The organism is Citrobacter sp. Cf087, assembly GCF_030334285.1.
Lineage (GTDB): Bacteria > Pseudomonadota > Gammaproteobacteria > Enterobacterales > Enterobacteriaceae > Citrobacter > Citrobacter freundii.
On the sequence record NZ_JAOWED010000032.1, the window covers coordinates 75379 to 101733 of the forward strand.

Genomic DNA, 26355 nt, shown 5'->3' on the forward strand with positions numbered 1-26355 from the left:
CTGACGTTACCCATAACAAAGTTAAGGCCAGGTAAATCATGCCATTAGTCATCGTTGCTATCGGTGTAATCTTGTTACTCCTCCTGATGATCCGTTTCAAAATGAACGGCTTCATCGCTCTCGTCCTGGTGGCGCTTGCTGTCGGATTGATGCAAGGGATGCCACTGGATAAAGTCATCGGTTCAATTAAAGCCGGCGTCGGTGGAACCCTTGGCAGCCTCGCCCTGATTATGGGTTTTGGCGCCATGCTGGGCAAAATGCTGGCGGACTGCGGCGGCGCACAGCGCATCGCAACCACCCTGATTGCTAAATTCGGCAAAAAACATATTCAATGGGCGGTGGTATTAACCGGCTTCACCGTTGGTTTTGCCCTGTTCTACGAAGTTGGTTTCGTACTGATGCTGCCGCTGGTGTTCACCATTGCCGCTGCTGCCAATATCCCGCTGCTGTACGTTGGCGTGCCAATGGCTGCGGCACTGTCCGTAACGCACGGCTTCCTGCCACCGCACCCGGGTCCAACCGCTATTGCCACCATTTTCCACGCAGATATGGGTAAAACCCTGCTGTTTGGTACGATTCTGGCAATCCCGACCGTTATTCTCGCCGGTCCGGTATACGCACGTTTCTTGAAAGGCATTGATAAGCCAATCCCGGAAGGTCTGTACAGCGCAAAAACCTTCACTGAAGAAGAGATGCCAGGCTTTGGCGTCAGCGTCTGGACCTCTCTGGTCCCGGTTATTCTGATGGCGATGCGCGCCGTGGCGGAGATGATTCTGCCGAAAGGTCATGCTTTCCTGACTGTTGCTGAATTCCTCGGTGATCCGGTCATGGCAACGCTGATTGCAGTGCTGATTGCGATGTTCACGTTTGGTCTGAACCGCGGACGTTCGATGGATCAGATTAACGACACGCTGGTGTCTTCAATCAAAATCATTGCGATGATGCTGTTGATCATCGGCGGCGGCGGTGCCTTCAAACAGGTTCTGGTTGATAGCGGCGTGGACAAATACATCGCCTCAATGATGCACGGCTCTAACGTGTCTCCGCTGCTGATGGCATGGTCTATCGCTGCAGTACTGCGTATCGCATTGGGTTCCGCAACCGTTGCAGCGATCACCGCTGGTGGGATAGTGGCGCCGCTGATTGCAACAACCGGCGTAAGCCCTGAGCTGATGGTTATTGCGGTTGGTTCCGGTTCTGTCATCTTCTCCCACGTGAACGATCCAGGTTTCTGGCTGTTCAAGGAGTACTTCAACCTGACCATCGGTGAAACCATCAAGTCATGGTCAATGCTGGAAACCATTATCTCTGTCTGCGGTCTGGTAGGGTGTCTGCTGCTGGGTATGGTGGTCTGATAAAACGGTGCCGGGTGGCGCTTCGCTTACCCGGCCTACCGCTGTCATCGTAGGCCGGATAAGACGCACTCTGCGTCGCCATCCGGCAAAATAACACTACTTCTTCTTCGCGGCCGCTTTTCGCCGCTTATCCAAATCCTTAATCAGCTTATTCACTCTCTCATCGGCAAACATCTGCTCCAGCGTGGCGGTGAGCTTACGCCGCCAGTTTTTGTACTGGTCGCTGGTCCCCGGAATGTTGACCGGTTCAGCCATATCCAGCCAGTCTTCCGGTTGTAGGCCCAGCAGCGCACTGTTGCTGTCAGCGATGTAGCGTTGCATGCCGCGATTAAGAATCGGCGTCATCGACATCAGGGATGCCTTGTGACCGGCACGTTTTGGCAGGCAGCCATATTTGTGCAGCGCGTCCAGCAGCCCCTGTTTCGCCAGCTCTCGGTCCTGATACAGCCCGCGCAGCACGACTTCATCCGGATACAGGCCCAGTGCTTTACCCAGCGTCAAATCGCCGCTATCCCAATAACCTTTAAGCGTAGGAAGGTCATGCGTCGCCGCGACTGCCATTGATTGTTCCGGGTACGCTTTCGGCGTACGGAAATTTTTCTCATGGTCATTCTCGAAATAAAGCACTTTGTAGGAGTACACACCGCTGTCGCGCAGCTTGCTGACGATCTCCACCGGCACAGTACCCAGATCCTCACCAATTACCATGCAGTGATGACGTTTACTCTCCAGCGCCAGAATTGAAAGCAGGTCATCGACCGGATAGTGCACGTAAGCACCGTGATCGGCAGTTTCACCGTAGGGGATCCACCACAGACGCAGCATCGACATAACATGGTCGATACGCAGCGCACCGCAGTTCTGCATATTGGCACGCAGCAGCTCGATAAACGGTTCGTAGGCGCGTGCCGTAATGATGTGCGGATCCATCGGCGGCAGCCCCCAGTTTTGTCCGAGTGGACCGAGAATATCCGGCGGCGCACCAACCGAGGCTTTCAGGCAATACAGCTCGCGGTCACACCAGGTTTCCGCCCCACCTTCGGCCACGCCAACCGCCAGATCGCGATACAGTCCAATCGGCATCGCAAAACTCTGGCTGGTTTTCCAGCAGTCAGCAAACTGGGTATACGCCAGCCACTGTAACCACAGGTAGAAATCCACATCGTCACGATGTTCTTCGCAGAAGCGTTTTACCTCTGGCGAGTCCACTGACTGGAAAGCTTTCGGCCACACCGGCCATCCCCAGCGCAATGCGTCCTCTTTCACCTGATGCGCATGCAGCGCATCAAAGGCTGCCTGCCAGTAGAGGCTGTCCCCTTCCTGAGACACAAACTGGCGAAAGGCCGCCATCTGCTCATCATCACGTACAGAGAAGCTTTTCCACGCCATACGTAGCGCCGTCATCTTCAGTGCAGTAACGGCAGAATAATCAACCCACTCGGCATCGCGCGCACGTTGCAGAGCTTGCTGAGTCGCGGGTTTCTGCCACCACGCCTGCGCCTCTTTACTCAGGCGGAAATCGTCTACGGCGTTCACATCAATATAAATCACGTTCAACCAGCGGCGTGAAGACGGGCTGTACGGGCTGGCGCTCTCCGGGTTAGCCGGATACAGCGCGTGAATAGGATTAAGCCCGATAAATGCGCCGCCGCGTTGCGCCACATCGACCAGCATGGCGCGGAGATCGCCAAAGTCGCCAATCCCCCAATTCTTTTCTGATCGCAGGGTGTAGAGCTGAACGCATGCGCCCCACAGCTTCTGCCCGGCTAACAGCGCCTGCGGTTCATAGCAGCGCTTTGGCGCCACGATGATACGACAATGGGTACGCAGCTCGCCCTGGGTCAGGGTCAACGTGTGATACCCCTCCGGCAGCTTCGCCGGAAGAGTGAAAGATTTACCGCCGACGGCATGCCCTTTGTGCTGCACGCCCTCTTCGGTGGTCAGCAGCCAGTTAAACTCTCCGCTTCCCTCAACCGCCAGCGGCATTTTCTTACCGGCGGTATAGACCATGACATTCGGCACCGGAGTTACCGCCACCTGAGTGGCAGCGGTGGTGCGATGCATGGCGTCAAGCAAACGCCGTTTGGTTTCGGCACCAATAGACTGCGGTTTACCGTGGGCATTAATGTAATTGGGGCTGATCCCCGCCGCCAACGCGGCATTATCCAGACGTTTGCTTTCCATCGCGATTCCTTAACGTTTCGCCTGCCAGATACGAGCCTGATAATCGCGGATGGAGCGATCCGAGCTGAACATGCCGCAACGTGCGGTATTCAGAATCGCCGCCCGGGTCCAGGCTTCCTGGTCACGATACAACACGTCAACCTGCTTCTGAGCTTCAACGTAGGCCGCGAAGTCCGCCATCACCAGATACGGGTCGCCGCCCTGCTTGCCGATACTGTGCAGCATCTGGTCAAAGGCATGCTTGTCGCCGTCGCTGTATTTCCCGCTTTCCAGCTCTTTCAGGACAGCATCCAGCACTTTGTCTTTTTTACGCCATTTCACCGGGTCGTAGCCTTTGGCTTTGAGCACCTTCACCTCTTCCACGGTATGACCAAAGATAAAGATATTCTCGTCACCCACCTTCTCGGCGATTTCGACGTTTGCGCCATCCAGCGTACCAACGGTTAACGCACCATTCAGCGCCAGCTTCATGTTACCGGTACCGGAAGCCTCTTTCCCTGCGGTTGAAATCTGCTCAGAGATATCCGCCGCCGGGATCAGCATTTCCGCCGCCGAAACACAATAATCCGGCAGGAAGACGACCTTCAGCTTGTCGCCAACTTTCGGGTCGTTATTGATAGTTTGTGCAACCTGGTTGATGGCGAAGATGATATTTTTCGCCAGGTAGTAACCTGGAGCAGCTTTTGCGCCAAACAGGAATACGCGCGGCACGCGATCTGCCTGCGGGTTCTCACGGATTTCTTTGTACAACGCCAGAATATGCAGCAGGTTGAGGTGCTGACGCTTGTATTCATGCAGACGTTTAATCTGAATATCAAAGATAGCGTTAGTCGTTATTTCAATACCGGTACGCGCTTTAATAAACTTCACCAGGCGCTCTTTGTTCGCCAGCTTGATGTCGCGATACTGCTGACGGAACTTCGCGTCGTCGGCATATTTTTCCAGGTTAATCAACTGGTCGAGGTCGTTGGCCCACTCTTTTTTCAGCGTTTTATCCAGCAGTGCGGCAAGCGCCGGGTTGCACTGCTTAATCCAGCGACGTGGGGTAATCCCATTGGTGACGTTATGGAATTTGTTCGGCCAGAGCTGGTGGTATTCAGGGAACAGATCTTTCACCACCAGATCGGAGTGCAGCGCCGCCACACCGTTAACAGCAAAGCCGCTGACCACGCACATGTTAGCCATGCGCACCTGTTTGTTGTGCACCACCGCCAGCTTCGCCCAGACTTCAGCATCACCCGGCCAGGTTTTATCGACCAACGTCTTAAAGCGCTCGTTAATCTCTTTGATGATTTGCATATGGCGCGGCAGTAGCGCTTTCACAAGCTTCTCGTCCCAGCACTCCAACGCCTCTGGCATAAGGGTGTGGTTGGTGTAAGCAAAGGTTTTGCTGGTAATGGCCCACGCATCGTCCCAGCTCATCTGGTGCTCATCAATCAGCACGCGCAGCAGCTCAGGAATGGCAATGGTCGGGTGAGTATCGTTGAGCTGAATAACTTCAAAATCAGCCAGCTCATGCAGTTTACGCCCTGCCAGATGATGGCGGCGCAGAATGTCAGCTACAGAACAGGCACACTGGAAGTACTGCTGCATCAGGCGCAGCTTTTTACCCGCGGTGTGATTATCGTTCGGGTACAGCACTTTCGTCAGTTTTTCGGCGTCGATGCCCTGCTGCTCTGCGCGCAGGAAATCACCGTCGTTAAATTTGGTCAGGTTAAACGGATGCGCGTGGCTGGCCTGCCACAGACGCAGCGGTTGCGCTACGCCGTTACGGTAGCCGAGAACTGGCAGATCCCAGGCCTGACCGGTGATGGTAAAACCAGGCTCCCAGTGGCCTTCTTTGCTGACCTTGCCGCCAATCCCAACCTGCACATCCAGCGCCTCGTTGTGACGGAACCACGGGTAGCTGCCACGATGCCAGTCATCCGGGGCTTCCATCTGTTGCCCATCGGCAAAGGACTGACGGAACAGGCCGTACTGGTAGTTGAGGCCATACCCCGTCGCCGACTGGCCGACAGTCGCCATCGAATCGAGGAAGCAGGCTGCCAGGCGTCCCAATCCACCGTTACCCAACGCCGGATCGGTCTCTTCTTCCAGCAGGTCGGTCAGGTTGACGTCATGTGCTTTCAGCTCATCGCTCACCTCCTGATACCAGCCGAGGTTGAGTAAGTTATTGCCGGTCAGACGGCCAATCAAAAACTCCATCGAGATGTAGTTAACGTGACGCTGATTTTTTGCCGGTTTCACCGCAGGCTGGGCGCTGAGTAACTCAGCCAACGCCCCACTCACTGCCTGCCACCACTGGCGCGACGTCATTTCTTGAGCCGACAGTAAACCGAAGCGCTGCCACTGACGCGTCAGGGCAGCCTGAAATTGATCTTTGTTGAAAGTAGGCTGTGACATAGGGGTTCCAGATCCTTAGGTAATAAAACAACGTTATCGCTAGTTTGCCTGGCTCGTTGTTGACATTCCTCATCCTGGCACGGATTAGGGAGGGAGGAGGAGCGGGGATGAGCATAAAAGTGTGATCTCCGCCACTTAAAGGGGGCGTAATCACCCGTAAATTCGCGCAAACCGTGCATAACGCCCTTTGGATGACGCATTAATAACAAAGGATTAATCGACAATCTCAAATAATGGAGTGACGATGAGAAACAAAATGTAAATAGAGAAATAGTTTCTAACCTGAAATATCTATGCCGGGTAAGATAATTCACATAAAAATTTTAAGTCGGCCACAAAATTCGTCGATTTTGATTAGTCGCCTGAGTAACTATATAAAAACAGAGGGATTTTCCGACACATTAAAAATTACAACGGATCCAGTCGCCACGCCTGTTGCGACTCTTTAAAACAATTATTGCAATAGATGTATAGATTTGTGACATAGTGCAAAATCAGACACACAAAAAGTCCGCTTAGCTTGCATAAAACACCAATCTGGCCGACCTTATATCTATTAATTACGAAGCGCAAAAAAAATCATTCTTCCCTATTTTCACACAGTGAAGTGACTAACTTATGTTGATTCCGTCTAAATTAAGTCGTCCGGTTCGACTCGACCATACGGTGGTTCGTGAGCGCCTGTTGGCTAAACTTTCCGGCGTGAACAATTTCAGGCTTGCCCTGATAACAAGTCCTGCTGGTTATGGAAAAACAACGCTGGTTTCACAATGGGCGGCGGGGAAGAACGACTTAGGCTGGTACTCTCTGGATGAAGGCGATAATCAACAAGAGCGCTTTGCCAGCTATCTGATCGCCGCCATCCAACAGGCAACGGGTGGACATTGCACCACCAGCGAAGCGATGGTGCAAAAGCGCCAGTACGCCAGTCTGACGTCACTGTTTGCCCAGCTATTTATCGAACTGGCCGAGTGGCACCGTCCGCTCTACCTGGTGGTGGATGATTATCATCTGATCTCCAATCCGGCTATTCACGAAGCGATGCGTTTCTTCCTGCGCCACCAACCTGAAAACCTCACGCTGGTCGTACTGTCGCGCAACCTGCCGCAGTTGGGTATTGCCAACCTGCGGGTACGCGATCAACTGCTGGAAATAGGCAGCCAACAGCTGGCCTTTAACCATCAGGAAGCCAAACAATTTTTCGACCGACGTTTGTCCTCTCCCATTGAAGCGGCAGAAAGCAGCCGGATGTGCGATGACGTTGCTGGCTGGGCCACAGCGTTACAGCTGCTCGCCCTTTCCGCCCGCCAGAACAATAACTCTGCTCACCAGTCGGCACGACGCCTCGCCGGGATCAACGCCAGCCATTTGTCCGATTATCTGGTTGATGAAGTGCTGGACAGCGTCGACCTCGGCACCCGTCACTTCCTGCTGAAAAGCGCCATTCTGCGTTCCATGAACGATGCGCTGATCGTCCGCGTTACCGGGGAAGAAAATGGCCAGATGCGACTGGAAGAAATTGAGCGCCAGGGGTTATTCCTGCAGCGGATGGATGACGTTGGCGAGTGGTTCAGCTATCACCCGCTGTTTGGCAGCTTTTTACGCCAGCGCTGCCAATGGGAGTTGGCGAACGAACTGCCCGAAATACACCGCGCCGCCGCCGAAAGCTGGATGGCGCAAGGCTTCCCCAGCGAAGCTATCCACCACGCGCTGGCGGCCGGTGACGCCCATATGCTGCGCGATATCCTGCTTAATCATGCGTGGGGACTGTTTAACCACAGCGAGCTGACGTTACTGGAAGAGTCGCTGAAAGCCCTGCCGTGGGAAAGCCTGCTGGAAAATCCGCGTCTGGTTCTGCTACAGGCCTGGCTGATGCAGAGCCAGCACCGCTACGGAGAGGTTAACACCCTGCTGGCGCGCGCAGAGCAGGAAATAAAAGGCGACATGGAGCCAACGCTGCACGCCGAATTCAACGCTTTACGGGCGCAGGTAGCGATTAACGATGGCAACCCTGACGAAGCCGAACGCCTGGCAAAACTGGCGCTGGATGAATTACCCATCGCCTGGTTCTATAGTCGTATCGTCGCCACCTCGGTGCACGGCGAAGTCCTGCATTGTAAGGGCGATCTCACGCGCTCTCTGGCGTTAATGCAGCAAACCGAGCAAATGGCACGTCATCATGACGTCTGGCATTACGCACTGTGGAGCCTTATCCAGCAAAGCGAAATTTTGTTTGCCCAAGGCTTTTTACAGGCCGCCTGGGAGACTCAGGAAAAAGCGTTCCAGCTGATCAAAGAGCAGCACCTGGAACAGCTGCCAATGCACGAGTTCCTGGTGCGCATTCGTGCGCAGCTACTGTGGGCATGGGCGCGTCTGGATGAATCAGAAGCCTCTGCCCGTAGCGGTATTGAACTGCTTTCCACTTTCCAGCCGCAGCAACAGCTACAGTGTCTGACGCTGCTGGTTCAGTGTTCACTTGCGCGGGGCGATCTTGATAACGCTCGCAGCCTGCTCAACCGTCTGGAAAACCTGCTGGGCAACGGTCACTATCACAGCGACTGGATCTCCAACGCCGATAAGGTGCGGGTGATTTACTGGCAAATGGTGAGCGACAAAAACTCTGCCGCCAACTGGCTGCGCCACACGCCGAAACCAGAATTCGCCAATAACCACTTCCTGCAAAGCCAGTGGCGCAACATCGCTCGCGCGCAAATCCTGTTGGGTGAGTTTGAGCCGGCTGAAATTGTGCTGGAAGAGTTGAATGAAAATGCACGCAATCTGCGCCTGATGAGCGATCTGAACCGTAACCTGCTGCTGCTTAATCAGCTCTACTGGCAGGCAGGGCGCAAAAATGACGCCCAGCGTGTGTTACTCGAGGCCCTACAGCTGGCGAACCGCACCGGGTTTATCAGCCACTTTGTTATCGAAGGCGAGGCCATGGCGCAACAACTGCGCCAGCTGATTCAGCTCAATACCTTACCGGAACTCGATCAGCACCGCGCCCAGCGCATTTTGCGTGAAATTAACCAGCATCATCGCCATAAATTCGCCCACTTCGATGAAGGGTTCGTTGAGCGTCTGCTGACTCACCCGGAAGTACCGGAGCTTATCCGCACCAGCCCGCTGACCCAGCGCGAATGGCAGGTTCTGGGACTAATTTATTCGGGCTACAGCAACGAGCAGATCGCCGCAGAGCTGGCCGTCGCGGCAACGACCATCAAGACGCACATCCGCAATTTGTACCAAAAGCTCGGCGTCGCACACCGCCAGGATGCGGTGCAACATGCGCAGAAGCTGCTGAAAATGATGGGATACGGCGTTTAGTTAATGCCTGATACGCGACGCTTATCAGGCCTGGAATTACCTTAGCACAGCTCTAACTGAATATGATGGTCAGCAATCACCTGCATCACACCAGCAGGCGGCAGCGTGTCGGTATACACCGCATCCACCATGCTGATGCTGCCCATATTCACCATCGCGTTACGCCCAAACTTCGAGTGGTCCACCACTAGCATCACATGACGTGAATTCTCAATGATCGCGCGTTTGGTGCGAACTTCGTGATAATCAAATTCCAGCAGCGAACCATCGCTGTCGATACCGCTGATGCCTAAGATGCCGAAGTCCAGACGGAACTGAGAAATAAAGTCGAGGGTCGCTTCGCCCATAATACCGCCGTCGCGGCTACGCAGTTCGCCACCGGCGAGGATTATGCGGAAATCCTCTTTCGCCATCAGCGTATTCGCCACATTGAGGTTGTTGGTCACAATGCGTAAATTGCTGTGATTGAGCAGCGCGTGAGCCACCGCTTCCGGCGTGGTTCCGATATCAATAAACAGCGTAGAACCGTTCGGGATCTGCGTGGCAACTTTGCGAGCAATGCGCTCTTTTTCCGCCGTCTGCGTTGCTTTACGGTCATGCCACGGGGTGTTAACCGAGCTGGATGGCAACGCCGCGCCGCCGTGATGGCGCAAAATCATGTTCTGATCGGCCAGATCGTTGAGATCGCGGCGAATCGTCTGCGGGCTGACGGAGAAATGCTCCACCAGCTCTTCAGTACTGACGTATCCCTGTTTTTTTACCAGCTCGATGATCGCGTCATGTCGTTGTGTTTGCTTCATTATTGTTCCCTGAAATTTTGCCGGATGCGCTGACGCTTATCCGGCCTACAAATTGGTCCAAACGCACACCGCCTTCCGGCACCACAAAACTTGAATCAAGTTCGTTTTCGTACATTTATAGTATCGGCAAACGCCATTGCCAAACCCACGGCCAACCCGGCGATATGAGCACCATTCGCCATCGACATGCCGAATAGATCAAACCAGCCGGCAACAATCCAGATCAAGGCAAAGATAATCAAACCACGCTGCAGGAAAATACCGCTCTGCGGATCGCGCTCGCCGCGCAACCACACGTAGCCCATCAGCGCATACACCACGCCAGACAATCCACCAAACCACGGGCCGCTAAATTTCTGCTGAACATAGCCGCTCAACAGGGCGCTGATCACGGTAATAACAATCAGTTTTCCACTGCCCAGACGCTTTTCAACCGCACCGCCGAGATACCACCACCACAGCAGGTTGAACAGAATATGCATCAGCGAGAAGTGCATAAAAGCGTGGGTGAAATAACGCCAGAATTCAAATTTCAGTGAAGGGTCAAACGGCCATGCCAGCCAGAGCATCACAGCCTGGTCGCCCAGCACGTTCATCGCGATAAACACCAACACACACGCGGCCATCACCAACCAGGTTACCGGACCTGCGCGTTCGCGCAATGTGGCCAGGAACGGATAACGTTGGTAGCGCAGACCGCTGTCGGTCTGACCCGACTGCCAGCTTGCTGCGAGGTAGCGCGGATCGCCCGGATTCTCCAGAAACCGCACCAGTTCAGCGTGCACGCGCTGAGCCTGGGACTCATCCGCCAGCCAGACATCCGTTTGCTGATGTTGTTGAATCGTCAGGATAACGCCCTGTGTCGCCATATAATCAACAAATGCCTGCGCCACGCGGGGGTTAGCAAAAGAGGTAATCATCAACATGGTTGCTGTCGCTTATTCCACACAAAAGAGGACAGTATATATACCCTTCTTACTTCGAGCTGCATCTTTGTTGGCTTTCCTCGCTCACTCCGGTCACGTACTGTTCGTACGCTCCCGGAGATTCGCTGCGTCGCCGTCGCGATGCAACTCGAATTAATTTGGGTATAGCCTTACGAACCGTATGCCACTTCTGCCGGAAAATGTCGATGCCAGGCATCGAAGCCGCCGTCAACGCTGTAAACCGCGTCATAGCCCTGCTGCAGAAGATATTGCGCCGCGCCTTTACTGCTGTTGCCGTGATAACACATCACCAACACGGCAGTGTCGAAATCATGCTCGCGCATAAATGATCCCAGCGTGTCGTTCGTCAAATGAAATGCCTGTGGGGCATGGCCCATTGCATAGCTTTGCGGGTCGCGAATATCCACTAACACCGCCGCCCCCTGATGCAGCTTCTGATGCGCTTCTTCGACATTAATACATTCAAACTGATCCATTGCTCTCTCTTCTTTTTATGGCAGGTGACGCTTTTCGGACATGTTACTGCTTAGTGTACGTCCCGACGGCAGTTAAACGCCATAATGTTATATGTATCACTGTAAATTGTTTATCCGATGTTACCAATGGCGCGATTCTTTGCTATTATGCTCGATAACGAACATTAATGAGCTATAACGAAAGTGCGAGAGGCCAGCATGGAAACCAAAGATCTGATTGTGATAGGAGGAGGCATCAACGGTGCCGGTATCGCGGCAGATGCCGCTGGACGCGGTTTATCCGTGCTGATGCTGGAAGCGCAGGATTTAGCCTGCGCCACCTCTTCCGCTAGCTCCAAACTCATCCACGGTGGCCTGCGCTACCTGGAACACTACGAATTTCGTCTGGTGAGCGAAGCGCTGGCCGAACGTGAAGTGCTGTTGAAAATGGCACCACACATCGCCTTCCCGATGCGCTTTCGTCTGCCCCACCGCCCGCACCTGCGTCCGGCGTGGATGATCCGCATTGGTTTGTTTATGTACGATCATCTGGGCAAACGCACCAGTTTGCCAAGTTCTATCGGTTTGCGTTTTGGCGCAGATTCTGTAATGAAACCTGAGATTGTGCGCGGTTTCGAATATTCTGACTGCTGGGTAGACGATGCACGACTGGTTTTGGCAAACGCCCAAATGGTCGTACGCAAAGGCGGAGAAGTATTAACCCGCACTCGCGCCACCTCTGCTCGCCGTGAAAACGGTTTGTGGATTGTTGAAGCTGAAGATATCGATACCGGCAAAAAACACACCTGGCAGGCGCGTGGCCTAGTCAACGCCACCGGTCCGTGGGTGAAAGAGTTCTTTGACGACGGTATGCACCTGCCATCGCCGTACGGTATTCGCCTGATTAAAGGCAGCCACATCGTGGTGCCGCGCGTCCATACCCAGAAGCAAGCTTATATTCTGCAAAACGAAGATAAACGCATTGTGTTTGTTATCCCATGGATGGACGAATTCTCGATCATCGGGACGACAGACGTTGAATACAAAGGCGATCCGAAAGCGGTGAAAATTGATGAAAGCGAGATCAATTACCTGCTGAAGGTTTACAACGCGCACTTTAAGAAGCAGCTGGGCCGTGATGATATCGTCTGGACTTACTCGGGCGTGCGTCCGCTGTGCGATGACGAGTCTGACTCACCGCAGGCAATCACCCGTGATTACACGCTGGATATCCACGACGAAAACGGCAAAGCGCCGCTGCTGTCGGTCTTTGGCGGTAAGCTGACGACCTATCGTAAGCTGGCTGAACATGCGATGGAAAAACTGGCGTCGTACTATCAGGGCATCGGCCCAGCGTGGACCAAAGAGTGCATTCTGCCAGGCGGTGACATTGGCGGCGATCGCGAAGACTACGCGGCCAAACTGCGCCGTCGCTACCCGTTCCTGACCGAGTCGCTGGCGCGCCATTATTCTCGCACCTACGGCAGCAACACCGAATGGGTCATCGGCGAAGCCACCTCGCTTGCCGAGTTAGGTGAAGACTTTGGCCATGAGTTTTATGAAGCCGAGCTGAAATATCTGGTCGATCACGAATGGGTTCGTCGTGCAGAAGATGCGTTGTGGCGTCGCACGAAAGAAGGTATGTGGCTGAACGCTGAGCAGCAGTCGCGCATGACCCAGTGGCTGGCAGAATACATTGAGAAGCACCAGCTGTCGCTGGCGTCCTGATAAAAATGCCGGATGGCGGCGACGCCTTATCCGGCCTACAAAAGTGCATAAACGTAGGCCGGGCAAGCGCAGCGCCCCCGGCCTCGTGTTTTACAACCGCACCGAATCAATATGCCAGATGTTTTCGGCGTACTCTTTGATCGTCCTGTCCGATGAGAAGTAACCCATGTTGGCGATATTAATCATCGACTTGGTAGTCCACTCTTCCGGGTGACGATACAGTTCATCAACCTTATCCTGACAATCAACGTAACTGCGATAATCCGCCAGCACCTGATAGTGGTCGCCAAAGTTGATCAATGAGTCCACCAGGTCGCGATAGCGTCCCGGCTCCTCTGGGCTGAATACACCGCTGCCGATCTGCGTCAGCACCTGGTGCAACTCCTCGTCTTTCTCGTAATATTCACGCGGCTTATAGCCCTGACTACGCAAGGCTTCAACCTCTTCCGCCGTATTACCAAAGATAAAGATATTTTCTGCGCCCACATGTTCCAGCATCTCGACGTTGGCACCATCCAGCGTACCAATGGTCAACGCGCCATTCAGCGCAAATTTCATATTACTGGTCCCGGAGGCTTCGGTCCCGGCCAGTGAAATCTGCTCAGACAGGTCGGCAGCAGGAATTATCACCTGCGCCAGGCTGACGCTGTAATTGGGGATAAACACCACTTTCAGTTTGTCGCCAATTTGCGGATCGTTATTGATCACTTTCGCGACATCGTTGATCAGATGAATGATGTGCTTCGCCATGTAATAGGCCGAAGCCGCTTTACCGGCGAAGATATTCACACGCGGCACCCACTCGGCGTCAGGATCGGCCTTAATGCGGTTGTAGCGGGTGATCACATGCAGCACGTTCATCAGCTGACGTTTGTATTCGTGAATACGCTTGATCTGTACGTCAAACAGCGATTTCGGATTCACTACCACGTTAAGCTGCTGGGCAATGAGCGTGGCCAGACGTTTTTTGTTCTCCAGCTTCGCTCGGCGTACCGCCTGGTTCACCAACGGGAAATCGCAGTGCTGTTCAAGCTCGCTCAACTGGCTGAGATCGGTACGCCAGGTGCGGCCAATATTCTCATCCAGTACCTCGGAGAGCGGCGGGTTAGCCAGCGCCAGCCAGCGACGCGGCGTCACGCCGTTGGTAACGTTGCAGAAGCGGGTCGGGAAGATCTTCGCAAAGTCAGCAAATAGCGACTGCACCATCAGGTTGGAGTGCAGTTCAGACACACCATTAACCTTGTGGCTCACCACGACCGCCAGCCATGCCATACGCACCCGGCGGCCGTTAGATTCATCGATAATCGACGTCCGCCCCAGCAGACCGGTATCGTTCGGATACTGCTCCTGCAGCGTTTTCAGGAAGTAGTCGTTAATCTCAAAAATGATTTGCAGATGACGCGGCAGAATTTTGCCCAGCATATCCACCGGCCAGGTCTCCAGCGCTTCGCTCATCAAAGTGTGGTTGGTATACGAGAAAACCTGACAGCACACTTCAAACGCATCATCCCAACTGAACTTGTGCTCATCAATCAACAGACGCATCAGCTCAGGGATCGACAGCACCGGATGGGTGTCGTTGAGGTGAATGGCGATTTTATCCGCCAGATTATCGTAGGTTTTGTGCAGTTGATAATGCCTATTCAGAATGTCCTGCACCGTGGAGGAGACCAGGAAATACTCCTGGCGCAAGCGCAGCTCGCGTCCTGAATAGGTGGAGTCATCCGGATAGAGCACGCGGGAGACGTTCTCGGAGTGGTTTTTATCTTCCACCGCCGCAAAGTAGTCGCCCTGGTTAAATTTACCGAGGTTGATCTCGCTACTGGCCTGGGCATTCCACAGGCGCAGCGTATTGGTGGCATCGGTGTCGTAACCGGGGATAATCTGGTCGTAGGCAACCGCGAGGATCTCTTCGGTTTCTATCCAGCGCGTTTTCTTGCCTTCCTGCTGTATACGTCCGCCAAAGCGCACTTTGTAGCGCGTATTGTGGCGTTTGAACTCCCATGGGTTACCGTATTCCAGCCAGTAGTCCGGCGACTCTTTCTGTCGGCCATCAACAATGTTTTGCTTGAACATGCCGTAGTCATAGCGAATACCGTAGCCGCGTCCCGGCAGTCCCAGCGTTGCCAGCGAGTCCAGGAAGCAGGCCGCCAGGCGCCCGAGGCCACCGTTGCCTAGGCCTGGGTCGTTTTCTTCATCGATCAGATCTTCAAGATCCAACCCCATACCTTCCAGCGCATTTTTGACATCGTCATAAATACCCAACGATAACAGTGCATTGGAAAGCGTGCGGCCAATCAAAAACTCCATAGACAGGTAATAAACCTGTCGAGTTTCCTGGGATAATTGCGCACGGTTAGAACGCAGCCAGCGCTCCACGAGACGATCGCGCACCGCGAACAACGTGGCGTTCAGCCACTCATGTTTATTGGCAATGACCGGGTCCTTACCAATCGTGAACATCAGCTTGTAGGCGATAGAATGCTTAAGTGCCTCTACGCTGAGTGTGGGCGATGCATAAGTAAATGGAGCATTCATATAGGTGATTCCTGGATATCTATTTCAAGCGATAGTAAAGCTCACGGTATGACTTCGCCGCGACTTGCCAGCTAAAATCCATGGTCATGGCCTGGCGTTGTACAAACCGCCACAGCGAAGGCCGGGACCACAATACGAAAGCACGCCGGATCGCACGTAGTAGCGACCAGGCATTACTATCTTCAAATACAAACCCACTGGCGATACCGTCCGCCAGGTTTTCCAGCGAACTGTCAGAGACCGTATCAGCCAGCCCACCGGTGCGCCGCACCAGCGGCAGCGTGCCGTACTTCAGTCCATACAATTGCGTTAAGCCACATGGCTCAAAACGGCTGGGAACCAATATCACATCGGCCCCACCCATGATGCGGTGCGAGAAGGCTTCGTGATAGCCAATCTGCACGCCCACCTGGCCCGGATGTTCCGCCGCCGCGGCGAGGAAACCTTCCTGTAATACTGGGTCGCCCGCGCCAAGTAACGCCAGTTGCCCCCCCTGCTCTAACAGACCCGGCAGAGCCTCCAACACCAGATCCAACCCTTTCTGACTGGTCAGACGGCTGACTACGGCAAACAGAGGCACTTTGTCGTTAACCTTAAGTCCCATCGCGATCTGTAGCTGACGTTTGTTCTCCGCCTTTTCTTCCAGCGTGTCACGCGTATAGCGCGACGCCAGCAGCAGGTCGGTTTCCGGGCTCCAGATTTTTTCATCCACGCCGTTCAGCACGCCGGAAAGCCGTCCTTCCCGATGACGCTGCTGCAACAGACCTTCCATACCATAGGCAAACTGCGGCTCGGTAATCTCCCGCGCGTAAGTTGGACTCACTGCCGTAATGTGGTCTGCGTAGTACAACCCTGCCTTCAGGAACGAAATCTGGCCGTTAAACTCCAGCCCGTGCACATTAAAGAACGACCATGGCAATTGGATGTCATCCATATGCTTTGCATAAAACATGCCTTGATACGCCAGGTTGTGTACGGTGAACACCGATTTCGCCGGATGGCCGCGCGCCGCCAGATACGCCGGGGCCAGACCGGCATGCCAGTCGTGCGCATGCACCACATCCGGGCGCCAGAATGGGTCAAGGCCGCAGGCCATTTCACATCCGGCCCAGCCAAGCAACGCAAAACGCAGGACGTTATCGGTATAAGCGAACAGGTTGGTGTCGTGATACGGGCTACCGGGACGGTCGTAAAGATGCGGCGCGTCAATCAGGTAAATACCCACGCCGTTGAAATGCCCGAAAAGCAGCGTGATACGTCCAGCGAAGGTATCGCGACGCGTCACGACCTGTGCATCGGGAATGCCGCGACGAATATCTGGAAACGCCGGGAGCAACACGCGGGCATCCACGCCGTCCGCAATTTGCGCGGCAGGTAACGCCCCAATAACATCCGCCAGTCCCCCGGTTTTTAACAGGGGGAACATCTCTGAACAAACGTGTAAAACCTGCATTATCGCTCCTGTTTGATCTGCAGTTTGCGCAGCATTTCACGCGTGACCAGCACAATGCCTTCCTCTGAACGGTAGAAACGACGCGCATCTTCTTCCGCGTTTTCACCTATCACCATGCCTTCAGGAATAACGCAGGCGCGGTCGATAATGCAACGACGTAAGCGGCACGAACGTCCCACCCACACTTCAGGTAACAACACTGCCGAATCAATGTTACAGAATGAATTCACCCGCACTCGCGGGAACAGAACGGACTGCACCACTACCGAACCTGAAATTATGCATCCGCCAGAAACCAGCGAGTTCAGCGTCATTCCGTGGCTACCGGAACGGTCCTGCACAAATTTCGCCGGTGGCAGCGATTCCATGTGCGTTCGGATTGGCCAGTCCTGGTCGTACATATCCAGTTCAGGCGTCACCGAAGCCAGATCAAGGTTCGCCTTCCAGTAGGCTTCCAGCGTCCCCACATCGCGCCAGTACGGTTCGGATTCCGGGTCAGACTGCACGCAGGACAACGGGAATGGATGTGCATACGCCATGCCAGCTTCGGTGATTTTCGGGATAATGTCTTTGCCAAAATCGTGACTGGATTTTTCATCGAGATCATCTTCCGCTAGCAGTTCATACAGATAATCGGCGTTGAAAATGTAGATCCCCATACTGGCAAGAGATTTGGTCGGGTCGCCTGGCATGGCTGGCGGATTGGCGGGTTTTTCAACGAACTCGATAATTTTATCGGTGTCGTCCACGTCCATCACGCCAAACGCGCTGGCCTCTTCAATAGGCACTGGCATACAGGCCACGGTGCAACGCGCGCCCTTCTCGACGTGGTCGATCAGCATGCGTGAGTAGTCCTGCTTATAAATATGATCGCCCGCGAGGATCACCACGTATTCCGCTTTATAGCGTCGAATGATGTCCAGGTTTTGGGTCACCGCATCCGCCGTACCGCGATACCAGTTTTCACCCTGCATTCTCTGCTGGGCAGGCAGCAAATCGACAAACTCGTTCATCTCTTCGCTAAAGAACGACCAGCCGCGCTGAATATGCTGCACCAGCGTATGGGACTGGTACTGGGTGATCACGCCAATACGGCGGATCCCGGAGTTAATACAGTTGGATAAGGCAAAATCGATAATGCGGAACTTACCGCCAAAGTGCACAGCAGGTTTGGCACGTTTGTTGGTCAAATCTTTTAAGCGGGTACCGCGGCCACCGGCCAGGATCAGGGCAACAGATTTTAATGGCAGCTGGCGCGCCAACATTACACGATCGTTCTTCTCTAAACTCACCATGACTAACTCCTTTTTTATCTTCTCTGGAACACACACAGTCCGTGCGCAGGTCCCTGCCAGACAGCCGTAAGCACCGGATTATCCTCTCCGGCAAATGGGGGAATGGCATGCCATTCCCCTTCAGGTAAAACGATATCTGTCACCTCAAGCGTGGCGTTTATTGCAATCAGAAAACGGTCTGAAAGCTGGATTTGCATCTGCCTCGGGCCGTTTTGCCACTCATCCGCACTTAAGGGTTGTGCGTACTTATTCAGCCAACGAACATTGCCATCGCCCTCTTCCCACCAACAATCCCCTGTTAATGCTGGGATTTGCCGGCGCAGATGAATCAGCGCGGCGGTAAATGTGGTTAGCCCACTGTTTGCCTGTTGCCAGTCCAGCCACGTTAAGGCGTTATCCTGACAGTAAGCGTTATTGTTGCCGTGCTGGCTATGACCATGCTCATCGCCCGCCAGCAACATCGGCGTCCCCTGGGAGAGCAACAGCGTGGTTAACAGCGCATGAATGCTGTCGCGCCGCCGCTCAATCAGGTCCAGCGTGCCGCCTAATCCTTCTTTACCATGATTGTCGCTGTAGTTATTGCTAGTGCCGTCGCGATTTTCCTCACCATTCGCTTCATTGTGCTTATTTGTGAAGCACACACAGTCGCGTAGCGTAAAACCGTCGTGCGCGGTCACCAGATTGACCGTGGCGCTGGGTTTGCGGCCCTGGCGTTTAAACACATCGCTGGATGCGGCAAAACGCCCGGCAAACTCGCCCAACGAGAGATTACGCTGGAGCCAAAAGCGTCGCGTCGCATCGCGGAAATGGTCATTCCACTCGGCAAACGGAGGGGGGAAATTCCCCACCTGATACCCGCCTTCACCAATATCCCACGGTTCCGCAATCAGCTTCACGCGTGAGAGCAGCGGACAGGTTTGGATCGCGGTAAACAGCGGCGCATCCTGACGAAACGCAGGTGTACGCCCCATGACGGAAGCCAAATCAAAACGAAAACCATCTACATGGCAGGTTTCAACCCAATAGCGCAGGCATTCACATGCGTATTCCACAACGCCGGGATGGCTCAAATTGAGGGTGTTCCCACAACCGGTCCAGTTGTAGTAATCACCATCGTCCCTGATCCAATAATAGCTACGGTTATCAATTCCGCGCAGCGAGAAGACAGGCCCTTCGAGATCCAGCTCGGCGCTGTGGTTCAAAACGATATCGAGAATGACCTCAATCCCCGCTTTGTGCAGCGCTTTTACCGCGTCGCGAAACTCATCAAGCGCACTCTCCGGCGAACAGGCATAGGCCGGATGCAGCGCGAACATGGCCACCGGGTTGTAGCCCCAGTAGTTCGACAGGCCCAGCCGCTGAAGTCGCGGTTCGCTGGCAAAATGCGCCACCGGCAGCAGCTCCAGCGCGGTAATGCCGAGACGCTTGAAATAGTCGATCATCACCGGATGACCCAGCGCTTTGTAGGTTCCGCGAATCTCTTCCGGCAGGTCAGGATGCAAATACGTCAACCCTTTGACATGCGCTTCGTAAATTACGGTATTGCCCCACGGCGTGCGCGGCGGGGCATCATCCTCCCAGTCATAATGGTCGGACACCACCACGCCCTTCAGCGCGATGGTGGCATTATCATGGTGATCCGGTTCATTTAGCCCGCCGTGCAGCAGCGGGTTATCTTTTAACTCGCCCTCTACCCGACGGGCGCAAGGGTCGAGCAGCAGCTTGGCTGGGTTAAACCGGTGGCCCTGCTGCGGTTGCCATGGGCCATGGACGCGATAGCCATAGCGCAGACCGGGCCGGGCGTTGGCCAGATAGCCGTGCCAGACATCGCCGCTACGCCCCGGCAGGTCGTAGCGGAGTTCGCAACCGTCCTCGTCAAATACGCATAATTCAACGCGTTCAGCGTGGGCTGAGAAGAGAGTAAAATTAACGCCATGGCCGTCATACGTTGCACCATGGGGGGTGGCGTTGCCGGTTGCCAGTTGCGTCATTCCCCCTCCCGAACCAGCCAGATCGTTGCCAACGGCGGCAACGTGAGGCTCAGTGAATGCTGACGACCATGACTGGCGATTTCATCACTGTGCACCGCACCGCCGTTGCCAGTATTGCTGCCGTGGTAATGCATCGAATCGGTATTGAGGATCTCACGCCATTTCCCCGGCTGATTGATACCGAAGCGATAGCCGTGGCGGGGCACAGGCGTAAAGTTACTGACCACGATGATTTCATTGCCGACCTTGTCACGACGCACGAAAGCCAGCACCGAACGTTCTTTGTCATCCACCACCAGCCACTCAAAGCCATAGGCGTCAAAGTCGAGCTCGTGCAGCGCTTTGTGATGACGATAGGTGAGGTTCAGATCGCGCACCAGACGCTGTACGCCGTGATGCCAGTTATCACCGCCTTCCAGCAGGTGCCAGTCGAGGCTCGCGTCATGGTTCCATTCACGTCCCTGCGCAAACTCGTTGCCCATAAACAGCAGTTTCTTGCCTGGGAAGGCCCACATCCAGCCGTAGTAGGCGCGCAGGTTGGCAAACTTCTGCCACGCATCGCCCGGCATGCGGTCGAGAATCGATTTCTTGCCGTGCACCACTTCATCGTGCGACAACGGCAGGACAAAGTTCTCGGTGTAGTTGTACAGCATGCCGAAGGTCAGCTTATCGTGGTGATGTTGGCGATAAACCGGATCCAGCTTCATGTAGTCCAGCGTGTCGTGCATCCAGCCGAGGTTCCACTTATACCAGAACCCTAAACCGCCCATGTCCTGCGGTCTTGAAACGCCAGCAAAATCAGTGGACTCTTCCGCCATGCTCACCGCACCAGGCACCTGTTCGCCAAGAATACGGTTGGTATTGCGTAAAAACTCAATGGCTTCGAGGTTTTCACGACCGCCAAATTCATTTGGGATCCATTCCCCTTCTTTACGGCTGTAGTCGCGATAAATCATCGATGCCACGGCATCCACGCGCAGCGCGTCGATACCAAAGCGCTCAATCCAGTACAGGGCGTTGCCCACCAGATAGTTGCTGACTTCACGGCGACCGTAGTTGTAGATCAGCGTGTTCCAGTCCTGGTGATAGCCTTCACGCGGATCGCTGTGTTCATACAGCCTGGTGCCATCAAACTCTGCCAGACCAAAGTCGTCCGACGGGAAATGGCCCGGCACCCAGTCAAGAATGACGTTCAGCCCCGCCTGATGCGCGGCATTCACAAAATAGCGGAAGTCATCGCGCGTACCAAATCGACGGGTCGGCGCATACATGCCGGTAGGTTGGTAACCCCAGCTACCGTCGAACGGATGCTCGTTAATCGGCAACAGTTCAAGGTGGGTAAAGCCCATCCACTTGGCGTAAGGCACCAGTTGATCCGCCAGCTCGCGGTAGCTCAGCCAGAAGTTGTTATCGGTATGACGACGCCATGACCCCAGGTGCACTTCATAGATAGAGATTGGCGCATCAAACTGGTTGGCTTTTTTACGCTCCTCGCTTTGCACCACTTTTTCCGGCAGACCACAGATAAGCGACGCGGTTTCCGGGCGCATTTGCGCTTCGAAGGCGTAAGGGTCCGCTTTGATTCGCAGCTTACCGTTGGCATCGATCATCTCATATTTATACAGCTGACCATGCTGCGCACCGGGGATAAACAGCTCCCAGATACCGCTTTCTTTGCGCAGGCGCATCGGGTGGCGACGGCCATCCCAGTAGTTGAACTGCCCAACCACTGACACGCGTTGAGCGTTAGGTGCCCAGACAGAGAAGCGCGTGCCGGTTACGCCATCCATGGTATCCGCATGCGCGCCCAGCGTTTCGTAAGGTCGCAGGTGCGTACCTTCAGATAACAGCCAGGCATCCATATCCTGGATCAATGGGCCAAAACGATAAGGGTCATCAATCAGATTCTGCTGTCCATGCCAGACAACGGCCAACTGATAGCGAAAGAAATTTTTACGGCGGGGAAGTACTGCACAGAAAAAACCGCGAGAGTCGAGGCAGTCCAGCTTGCCGACTTTGCGTCCGGTTTTGGGTTCGATCACCCACACTTCGGTGGCGTCAGGTAATAGGGCGCGGACTTCAAGTCCAGCGTCAGTTTGGTGCATACCGAGTACGGAAAAAGGATCCGCAAAATGGCCTGCAATTAGCGCATTAATCACGTCTCTATCGATACGAACGGACATGGTTGTCATCCTGTTTTATGGTGTCACCCCTTCCAACTGATTTTCGACATCAGGTAGCGACACTTTTTTTGACCTGAACGGCGCAGCACAATTGTGCATCCTCTCTGCGTCGTCCCACCTTCAGGCAACAACTTAATACCTCCGGTACTAAGTCACCCTTAAAGAATAGCCAATGCTTTATCTTACTCCTGGTAAAAAATGAAACATCTGCGCTTACTCCTGTATTACGCAAAAAAAAGGGTGACTCAGCACCCTTTGGTCATTAACAAACCATTACGCCAGTTGACGTAACATGCGGCGCAATGGCTCCGCAGCACCCCAAAGCAGCTGGTCACCTACGGTAAAGGCTGACAGGAACTCCGGTCCCATATTCAGCTTACGCAGACGACCTACTGGCGTGGTCAACGTGCCGGTAACGGCCGCCGGGGTTAACTCACGCATGGTGATTTCACGATCGTTTGGTACTACTTTCGCCCACGGGTTGTGCGCCGCCAGCAGTTCTTCCACGGTCGGAATAGACACATCTTTTTTCAGTTTGATGGTGAACGCCTGGCTGTGGCAGCGCAGCGCGCCGACGCGCACGCACAGACCATCAACCGGGATCACGGAAGACGTGTTGAGAATTTTGTTGGTTTCCGCCTGTCCCTTCCACTCTTCACGGCTCTGACCGTTATCGAGCTGTTTGTCGATCCACGGAATCAGGCTACCGGCCAGCGGTACGCCAAAGTTATCAACCGGCAGTTCACCGCTACGGGACAGGGTCGTCACTTTACGTTCGATGTCGAGAATAGCAGAGGATGGGGTCGCCAGCTCCTCGGCCACATGGCCATACAGATGGCCCATCTGAGACAACAGCTCGCGCATATGACGCGCGCCGCCGCCGGAAGCCGCCTGATAGGTCGCCACGGAGACCCAGTCGACCAGGTCGTTGGCAAACAGGCCACCGAGGGACATCAGCATCAGGCTAACGGTACAGTTACCGCCGACAAAGGTCTTAATACCTTTATTCAGGCCATCGGTGATGACATCCTGGTTAACCGGATCGAGAATAATGATGGCGTCGTCTTTCATACGCAGCGAAGAGGCCGCGTCAATCCAGTAACCCTGCCAACCGCTTTCACGAAGCTTTGGATAGATTTCGTTGGTATAATCGCCGCCCTGACAGGTCACGATGATATCGAGCGCCTTCAGCGCATCCAGATCAAAAGCGTCCTGAAGCGTGCCGGTCGCGGTTCCACCGAATGTCGGTGCCGCCTGCCCGAGCTGGGAAGTAGAAAAGAAAACAGGGCGAATGGCGTCGAAGTCACGCTCCTCAACCATGCGTTGCATGAGAACAGAGCCGACCATACCGCGCCAGCCGATAAAACCAACATTTTTCATAGCGTTTTTTTCCTGCAGAGATGTGTGCTGTGTATGTATGCCAGTGTCCTGGTGGCATATCCTTCACCATACAAAATGCAGCCAAAGTCGCAAGTGAAATTAATCAATGATAGCGAAGCCATCAGTAATGCGACTTATCCCGCTGCGCAAGCAAGCAGAAAGTCCGTGGTAATTATCAGGGAATTTGAGTTATGAATGAAATCATTTCAGCGGCAGTTTTATTGATCCTGATTATGGATCCACTCGGAAATCTGCCCATTTTCATGTCCGTATTGAAACATACCGAACCAAAACGCCGCCGCGCGATTATGATTCGCGAGCTGTTCATTGCGCTGTTGGTGATGCTGATATTCCTGTTTGCGGGCGAGAAAATTCTGGCATTTCTTAACCTGCGCGCGGAAACCGTTTCTATCTCCGGGGGCATCATTTTGTTCCTGATCGCCATTAAGATGATTTTCCCCAGCGCCACCGGGAATAGCACCGGGCTTCCGGCGGGTGAAGAGCCGTTTATCGTTCCGCTGGCGATCCCGCTGGTAGCCGGTCCGACAATCCTGGCTTCACTAATGCTGTTGTCGCATCAGTATCCTAATCAGATGGGGCATCTGGTAATCGCCCTGCTGATCGCCTGGGGCGGTACGTTTGTGATTCTGTTGCAGTCGTCGCTGTTTTTGCGTCTGCTGGGGGAGAAAGGGGTGAACGCGCTGGAGCGCCTGATGGGGCTGATTCTGGTGATGATGGCCACCCAGATGTTCCTCGACGGCGTACGGATGTGGATGAAGGGGTAATTTCTCCTTTTTGAACCGGATGACATGTTACCCGGAGAACGGTTCCGTTCACGTTATGTTCATTGCTTCTCTGAGATCTCGTCACCAGTGAACGTGTTAAGGGGGCTACGCAACCCCCTTAACAATCCCGGCTCTCCGGCAGGAAAATTGTTGCTGCGCAATACCCTCCGCTTATTCCTCCAGGCTACCGGGCCGGGCGCGAGGAAACGTCCCTGTAAAACGCGCCCTGAGCCAGCATCCATGCTGACTCCCCCGGCCTTACGGAAACACGTCGGCAATTTTCAGCCGGACCAGCCCACACCTGACCATCTGCGTTTTTATTTGAACAGGTTTGGACAGCAAAACAAATTTAACTGGAAGTCAGAGCGTTGAAGCGATGACACCGGTCCGGCTGAAAATCGATGAGGCGTTGACGGCTGACCGGGTCTGCCCGCAAGGATGCGGGCAAAGGGGACGGCCTGCAGGGACGCAGGCTCGGCCCCGACCCGACAGGCAGACGGAATAAGACGAATAACTCGCGCAGCGACGATTTTCCCGCCGGGAGCCTGGGTTGCAAGGGAGGCGGCGGTGAGCCTCCCTTGCACGTTCACGGGTATCAGCGCTTCAAAGAAATGACACCACTGAGGTGAACGGAAACCTGAGCAATAATCACATGTTCACCCTACATGCTTAACTGAACGGCATTGCGCTGTAATTTCAGGTATTCCTTATGCTTTTAAGTCGCTGATATAACGTATTTTCATTTCTGCGAAGCGCCTTCCGGAATGCCCTCTTGTCAGCATCGTGGATTAGCCTTATCTTCTCGCTGCACCTGCAAAATCAGGTGTCAGAATTAGCCTTCTGAAAATCATACTGGCGACATATACTTCTATGTCGTGCGACCGATTTCGTCTCAATGGCGGGTCGAGCGGGGGCGTCGCAAGACGCGCCGGTATCCAGTATGACCGGTAAGGCTAACTCCGCTCGATTCTGCCACCCGCGAGATTAGCCTCTCCGGTGGTGGTTTAAATAAAACATACTGGAGGCTGCCCTATGGCGACTACCCCTCTCTTTTCACACTCTTTATTTACCCTGCCCTTTAGCCATGCCACGGATTTCACCGAACTGGCGGATAACTGCGAGCGTTTTGTCGAAGGACTGGTTGAATGCCATGACCCGGTTGAAAAACTGGCGATTTGTGCACGTTTGTCGGCCTGTCTCGCATTATTGCAACCGACCTTAACGGAGCCTGTACCGCAGCATCTGCAGGCCAGTCTGACGGTAGATACATTCCCGACCCGTTTTCCCCTTTTCGAGCCTGAGCCAGACCAGATGGGGCGTTACTGCCAGCTTTTGACGCATTTGCTGATGAGCAAAACGCTTTCTGATGATATGGAGCGAGTAGCGGGTGATTTGCTGCAGGATTTGGTGGGCTATTTCGCCGACACGCTGAAAGCGCCGCGTTGGTTGAAAACCGAGGATGGCGTGATGGTGCTGTAAAAAAGCCGGGTGACGCTTGCGCTTACCCGGCCTACGATGTGGATGTGTGCTCATT

At 54.2% G+C, this 26355-nt stretch carries 16 protein-coding genes; 5 read left to right on the top strand and 11 right to left on the bottom strand.

Annotated features, from left to right (window positions below; all coding sequences use genetic code 11):
- Positions 1–38: 38 nt before the first annotated feature.
- Positions 39–1355: a gluconate transporter gene (gntT, locus tag OGV57_RS21965; protein ID WP_003023507.1), complete on the top strand. Its 1317-nt coding sequence runs from the start codon at positions 39–41 to the stop codon at positions 1353–1355.
- A 96-nt stretch (positions 1356–1451) separates the two neighbouring features.
- Here the strand turns inward: gntT and malQ are convergent, their stop codons facing one another.
- Positions 1452–3539 (bottom strand): 4-alpha-glucanotransferase, encoded by a 2088-nt coding sequence (gene malQ / locus OGV57_RS21970; RefSeq protein ID WP_046671278.1) that lies wholly within the window; start codon positions 3537–3539, stop codon positions 1452–1454.
- Positions 3540–3548: 9 nt separating this feature from the next.
- Positions 3549–5942, bottom strand: a complete 2394-nt coding sequence (malP, locus tag OGV57_RS21975) for a maltodextrin phosphorylase (RefSeq protein ID WP_054528857.1) — start codon at positions 5940–5942, stop codon at positions 3549–3551.
- A gap of 618 nt (positions 5943–6560) precedes the next feature.
- On the opposite strand from malP, the gene malT reads away from it, so the two are divergent.
- A complete protein-coding gene (gene malT, locus OGV57_RS21980; protein WP_257663974.1) occupies positions 6561–9266 on the top strand; it encodes an HTH-type transcriptional regulator MalT in 2706 nt (901 codons plus the stop codon).
- Positions 9267–9307: 41 nt separating this feature from the next.
- Here malT and OGV57_RS21985 read toward each other — a convergent pair whose 3' ends face one another.
- The 3 genes from OGV57_RS21985 to glpE form a co-directional block, all read right to left on the bottom strand.
- Positions 9308–10066, bottom strand: a complete 759-nt coding sequence (locus tag OGV57_RS21985) for a DeoR/GlpR family transcriptional regulator (protein ID WP_003023499.1) — start codon at positions 10064–10066, stop codon at positions 9308–9310.
- Positions 10067–10161: 95 nt separating this feature from the next.
- Positions 10162–10992, bottom strand: a complete 831-nt coding sequence (gene glpG / locus OGV57_RS21990) for a rhomboid family intramembrane serine protease GlpG (protein ID WP_003023496.1) — start codon at positions 10990–10992, stop codon at positions 10162–10164.
- A 170-nt stretch (positions 10993–11162) separates the two neighbouring features.
- Positions 11163–11489, bottom strand: a complete 327-nt coding sequence (glpE, locus tag OGV57_RS21995; RefSeq protein WP_003023495.1) for a thiosulfate sulfurtransferase GlpE — start codon at positions 11487–11489, stop codon at positions 11163–11165.
- A 198-nt stretch (positions 11490–11687) separates the two neighbouring features.
- Here glpE and glpD point away from each other — a divergent pair, with 198 nt between their 5' ends.
- The gene (gene glpD, locus OGV57_RS22000) at positions 11688–13196 is read left to right on the top strand and encodes a glycerol-3-phosphate dehydrogenase (RefSeq protein ID WP_032950409.1); all 1509 of its coding nucleotides are present in this window, start codon (positions 11688–11690) and stop codon (positions 13194–13196) included.
- 90 nt (positions 13197–13286) lie between these two features.
- Here the strand turns inward: glpD and glgP are convergent, their stop codons facing one another.
- From glgP to asd, 6 genes are all read right to left on the bottom strand, one after another.
- Positions 13287–15734, bottom strand: coding sequence for a glycogen phosphorylase (glgP, locus tag OGV57_RS22005; protein WP_003023492.1), 2448 nt, complete (start codon positions 15732–15734; stop codon positions 13287–13289).
- A 19-nt stretch (positions 15735–15753) separates the two neighbouring features.
- Entirely contained in the window at positions 15754–17187 is a 1434-nt protein-coding gene (gene glgA / locus OGV57_RS22010) for a glycogen synthase GlgA (protein ID WP_003023490.1), read from the bottom strand.
- The gene (gene glgC, locus OGV57_RS22015; RefSeq protein ID WP_003023489.1) at positions 17187–18482 is read right to left on the bottom strand and encodes a glucose-1-phosphate adenylyltransferase; all 1296 of its coding nucleotides are present in this window, start codon (positions 18480–18482) and stop codon (positions 17187–17189) included. Before glgC ends, glgA begins: the two co-directional genes overlap by 1 nt.
- A gap of 14 nt (positions 18483–18496) precedes the next feature.
- Complete coding sequence (gene glgX / locus OGV57_RS22020; RefSeq protein ID WP_003023487.1) at positions 18497–20473, bottom strand: glycogen debranching protein GlgX; 1977 nt, start codon at positions 20471–20473, stop codon at positions 18497–18499.
- Entirely contained in the window at positions 20470–22656 is a 2187-nt protein-coding gene (gene glgB, locus OGV57_RS22025) for a 1,4-alpha-glucan branching enzyme (protein WP_016151109.1), read from the bottom strand. The genes glgX and glgB overlap by 4 nt, the downstream gene beginning before the upstream one ends.
- A 273-nt stretch (positions 22657–22929) precedes the next feature.
- Complete coding sequence (gene asd / locus OGV57_RS22030; RefSeq protein WP_003837862.1) at positions 22930–24036, bottom strand: aspartate-semialdehyde dehydrogenase; 1107 nt, start codon at positions 24034–24036, stop codon at positions 22930–22932.
- Between the two features lie 191 nt (positions 24037–24227).
- Here asd and yhgN point away from each other — a divergent pair, with 191 nt between their 5' ends.
- Entirely contained in the window at positions 24228–24821 is a 594-nt protein-coding gene (gene yhgN / locus OGV57_RS22035; RefSeq protein ID WP_003023480.1) for an NAAT family transporter YhgN, read from the top strand.
- A gap of 1032 nt (positions 24822–25853) precedes the next feature.
- Complete coding sequence (locus tag OGV57_RS22040) at positions 25854–26300, top strand: lipoate--protein ligase family protein (protein ID WP_003837860.1); 447 nt, start codon at positions 25854–25856, stop codon at positions 26298–26300.
- Positions 26301–26355: the final 55 nt, after the last annotated feature.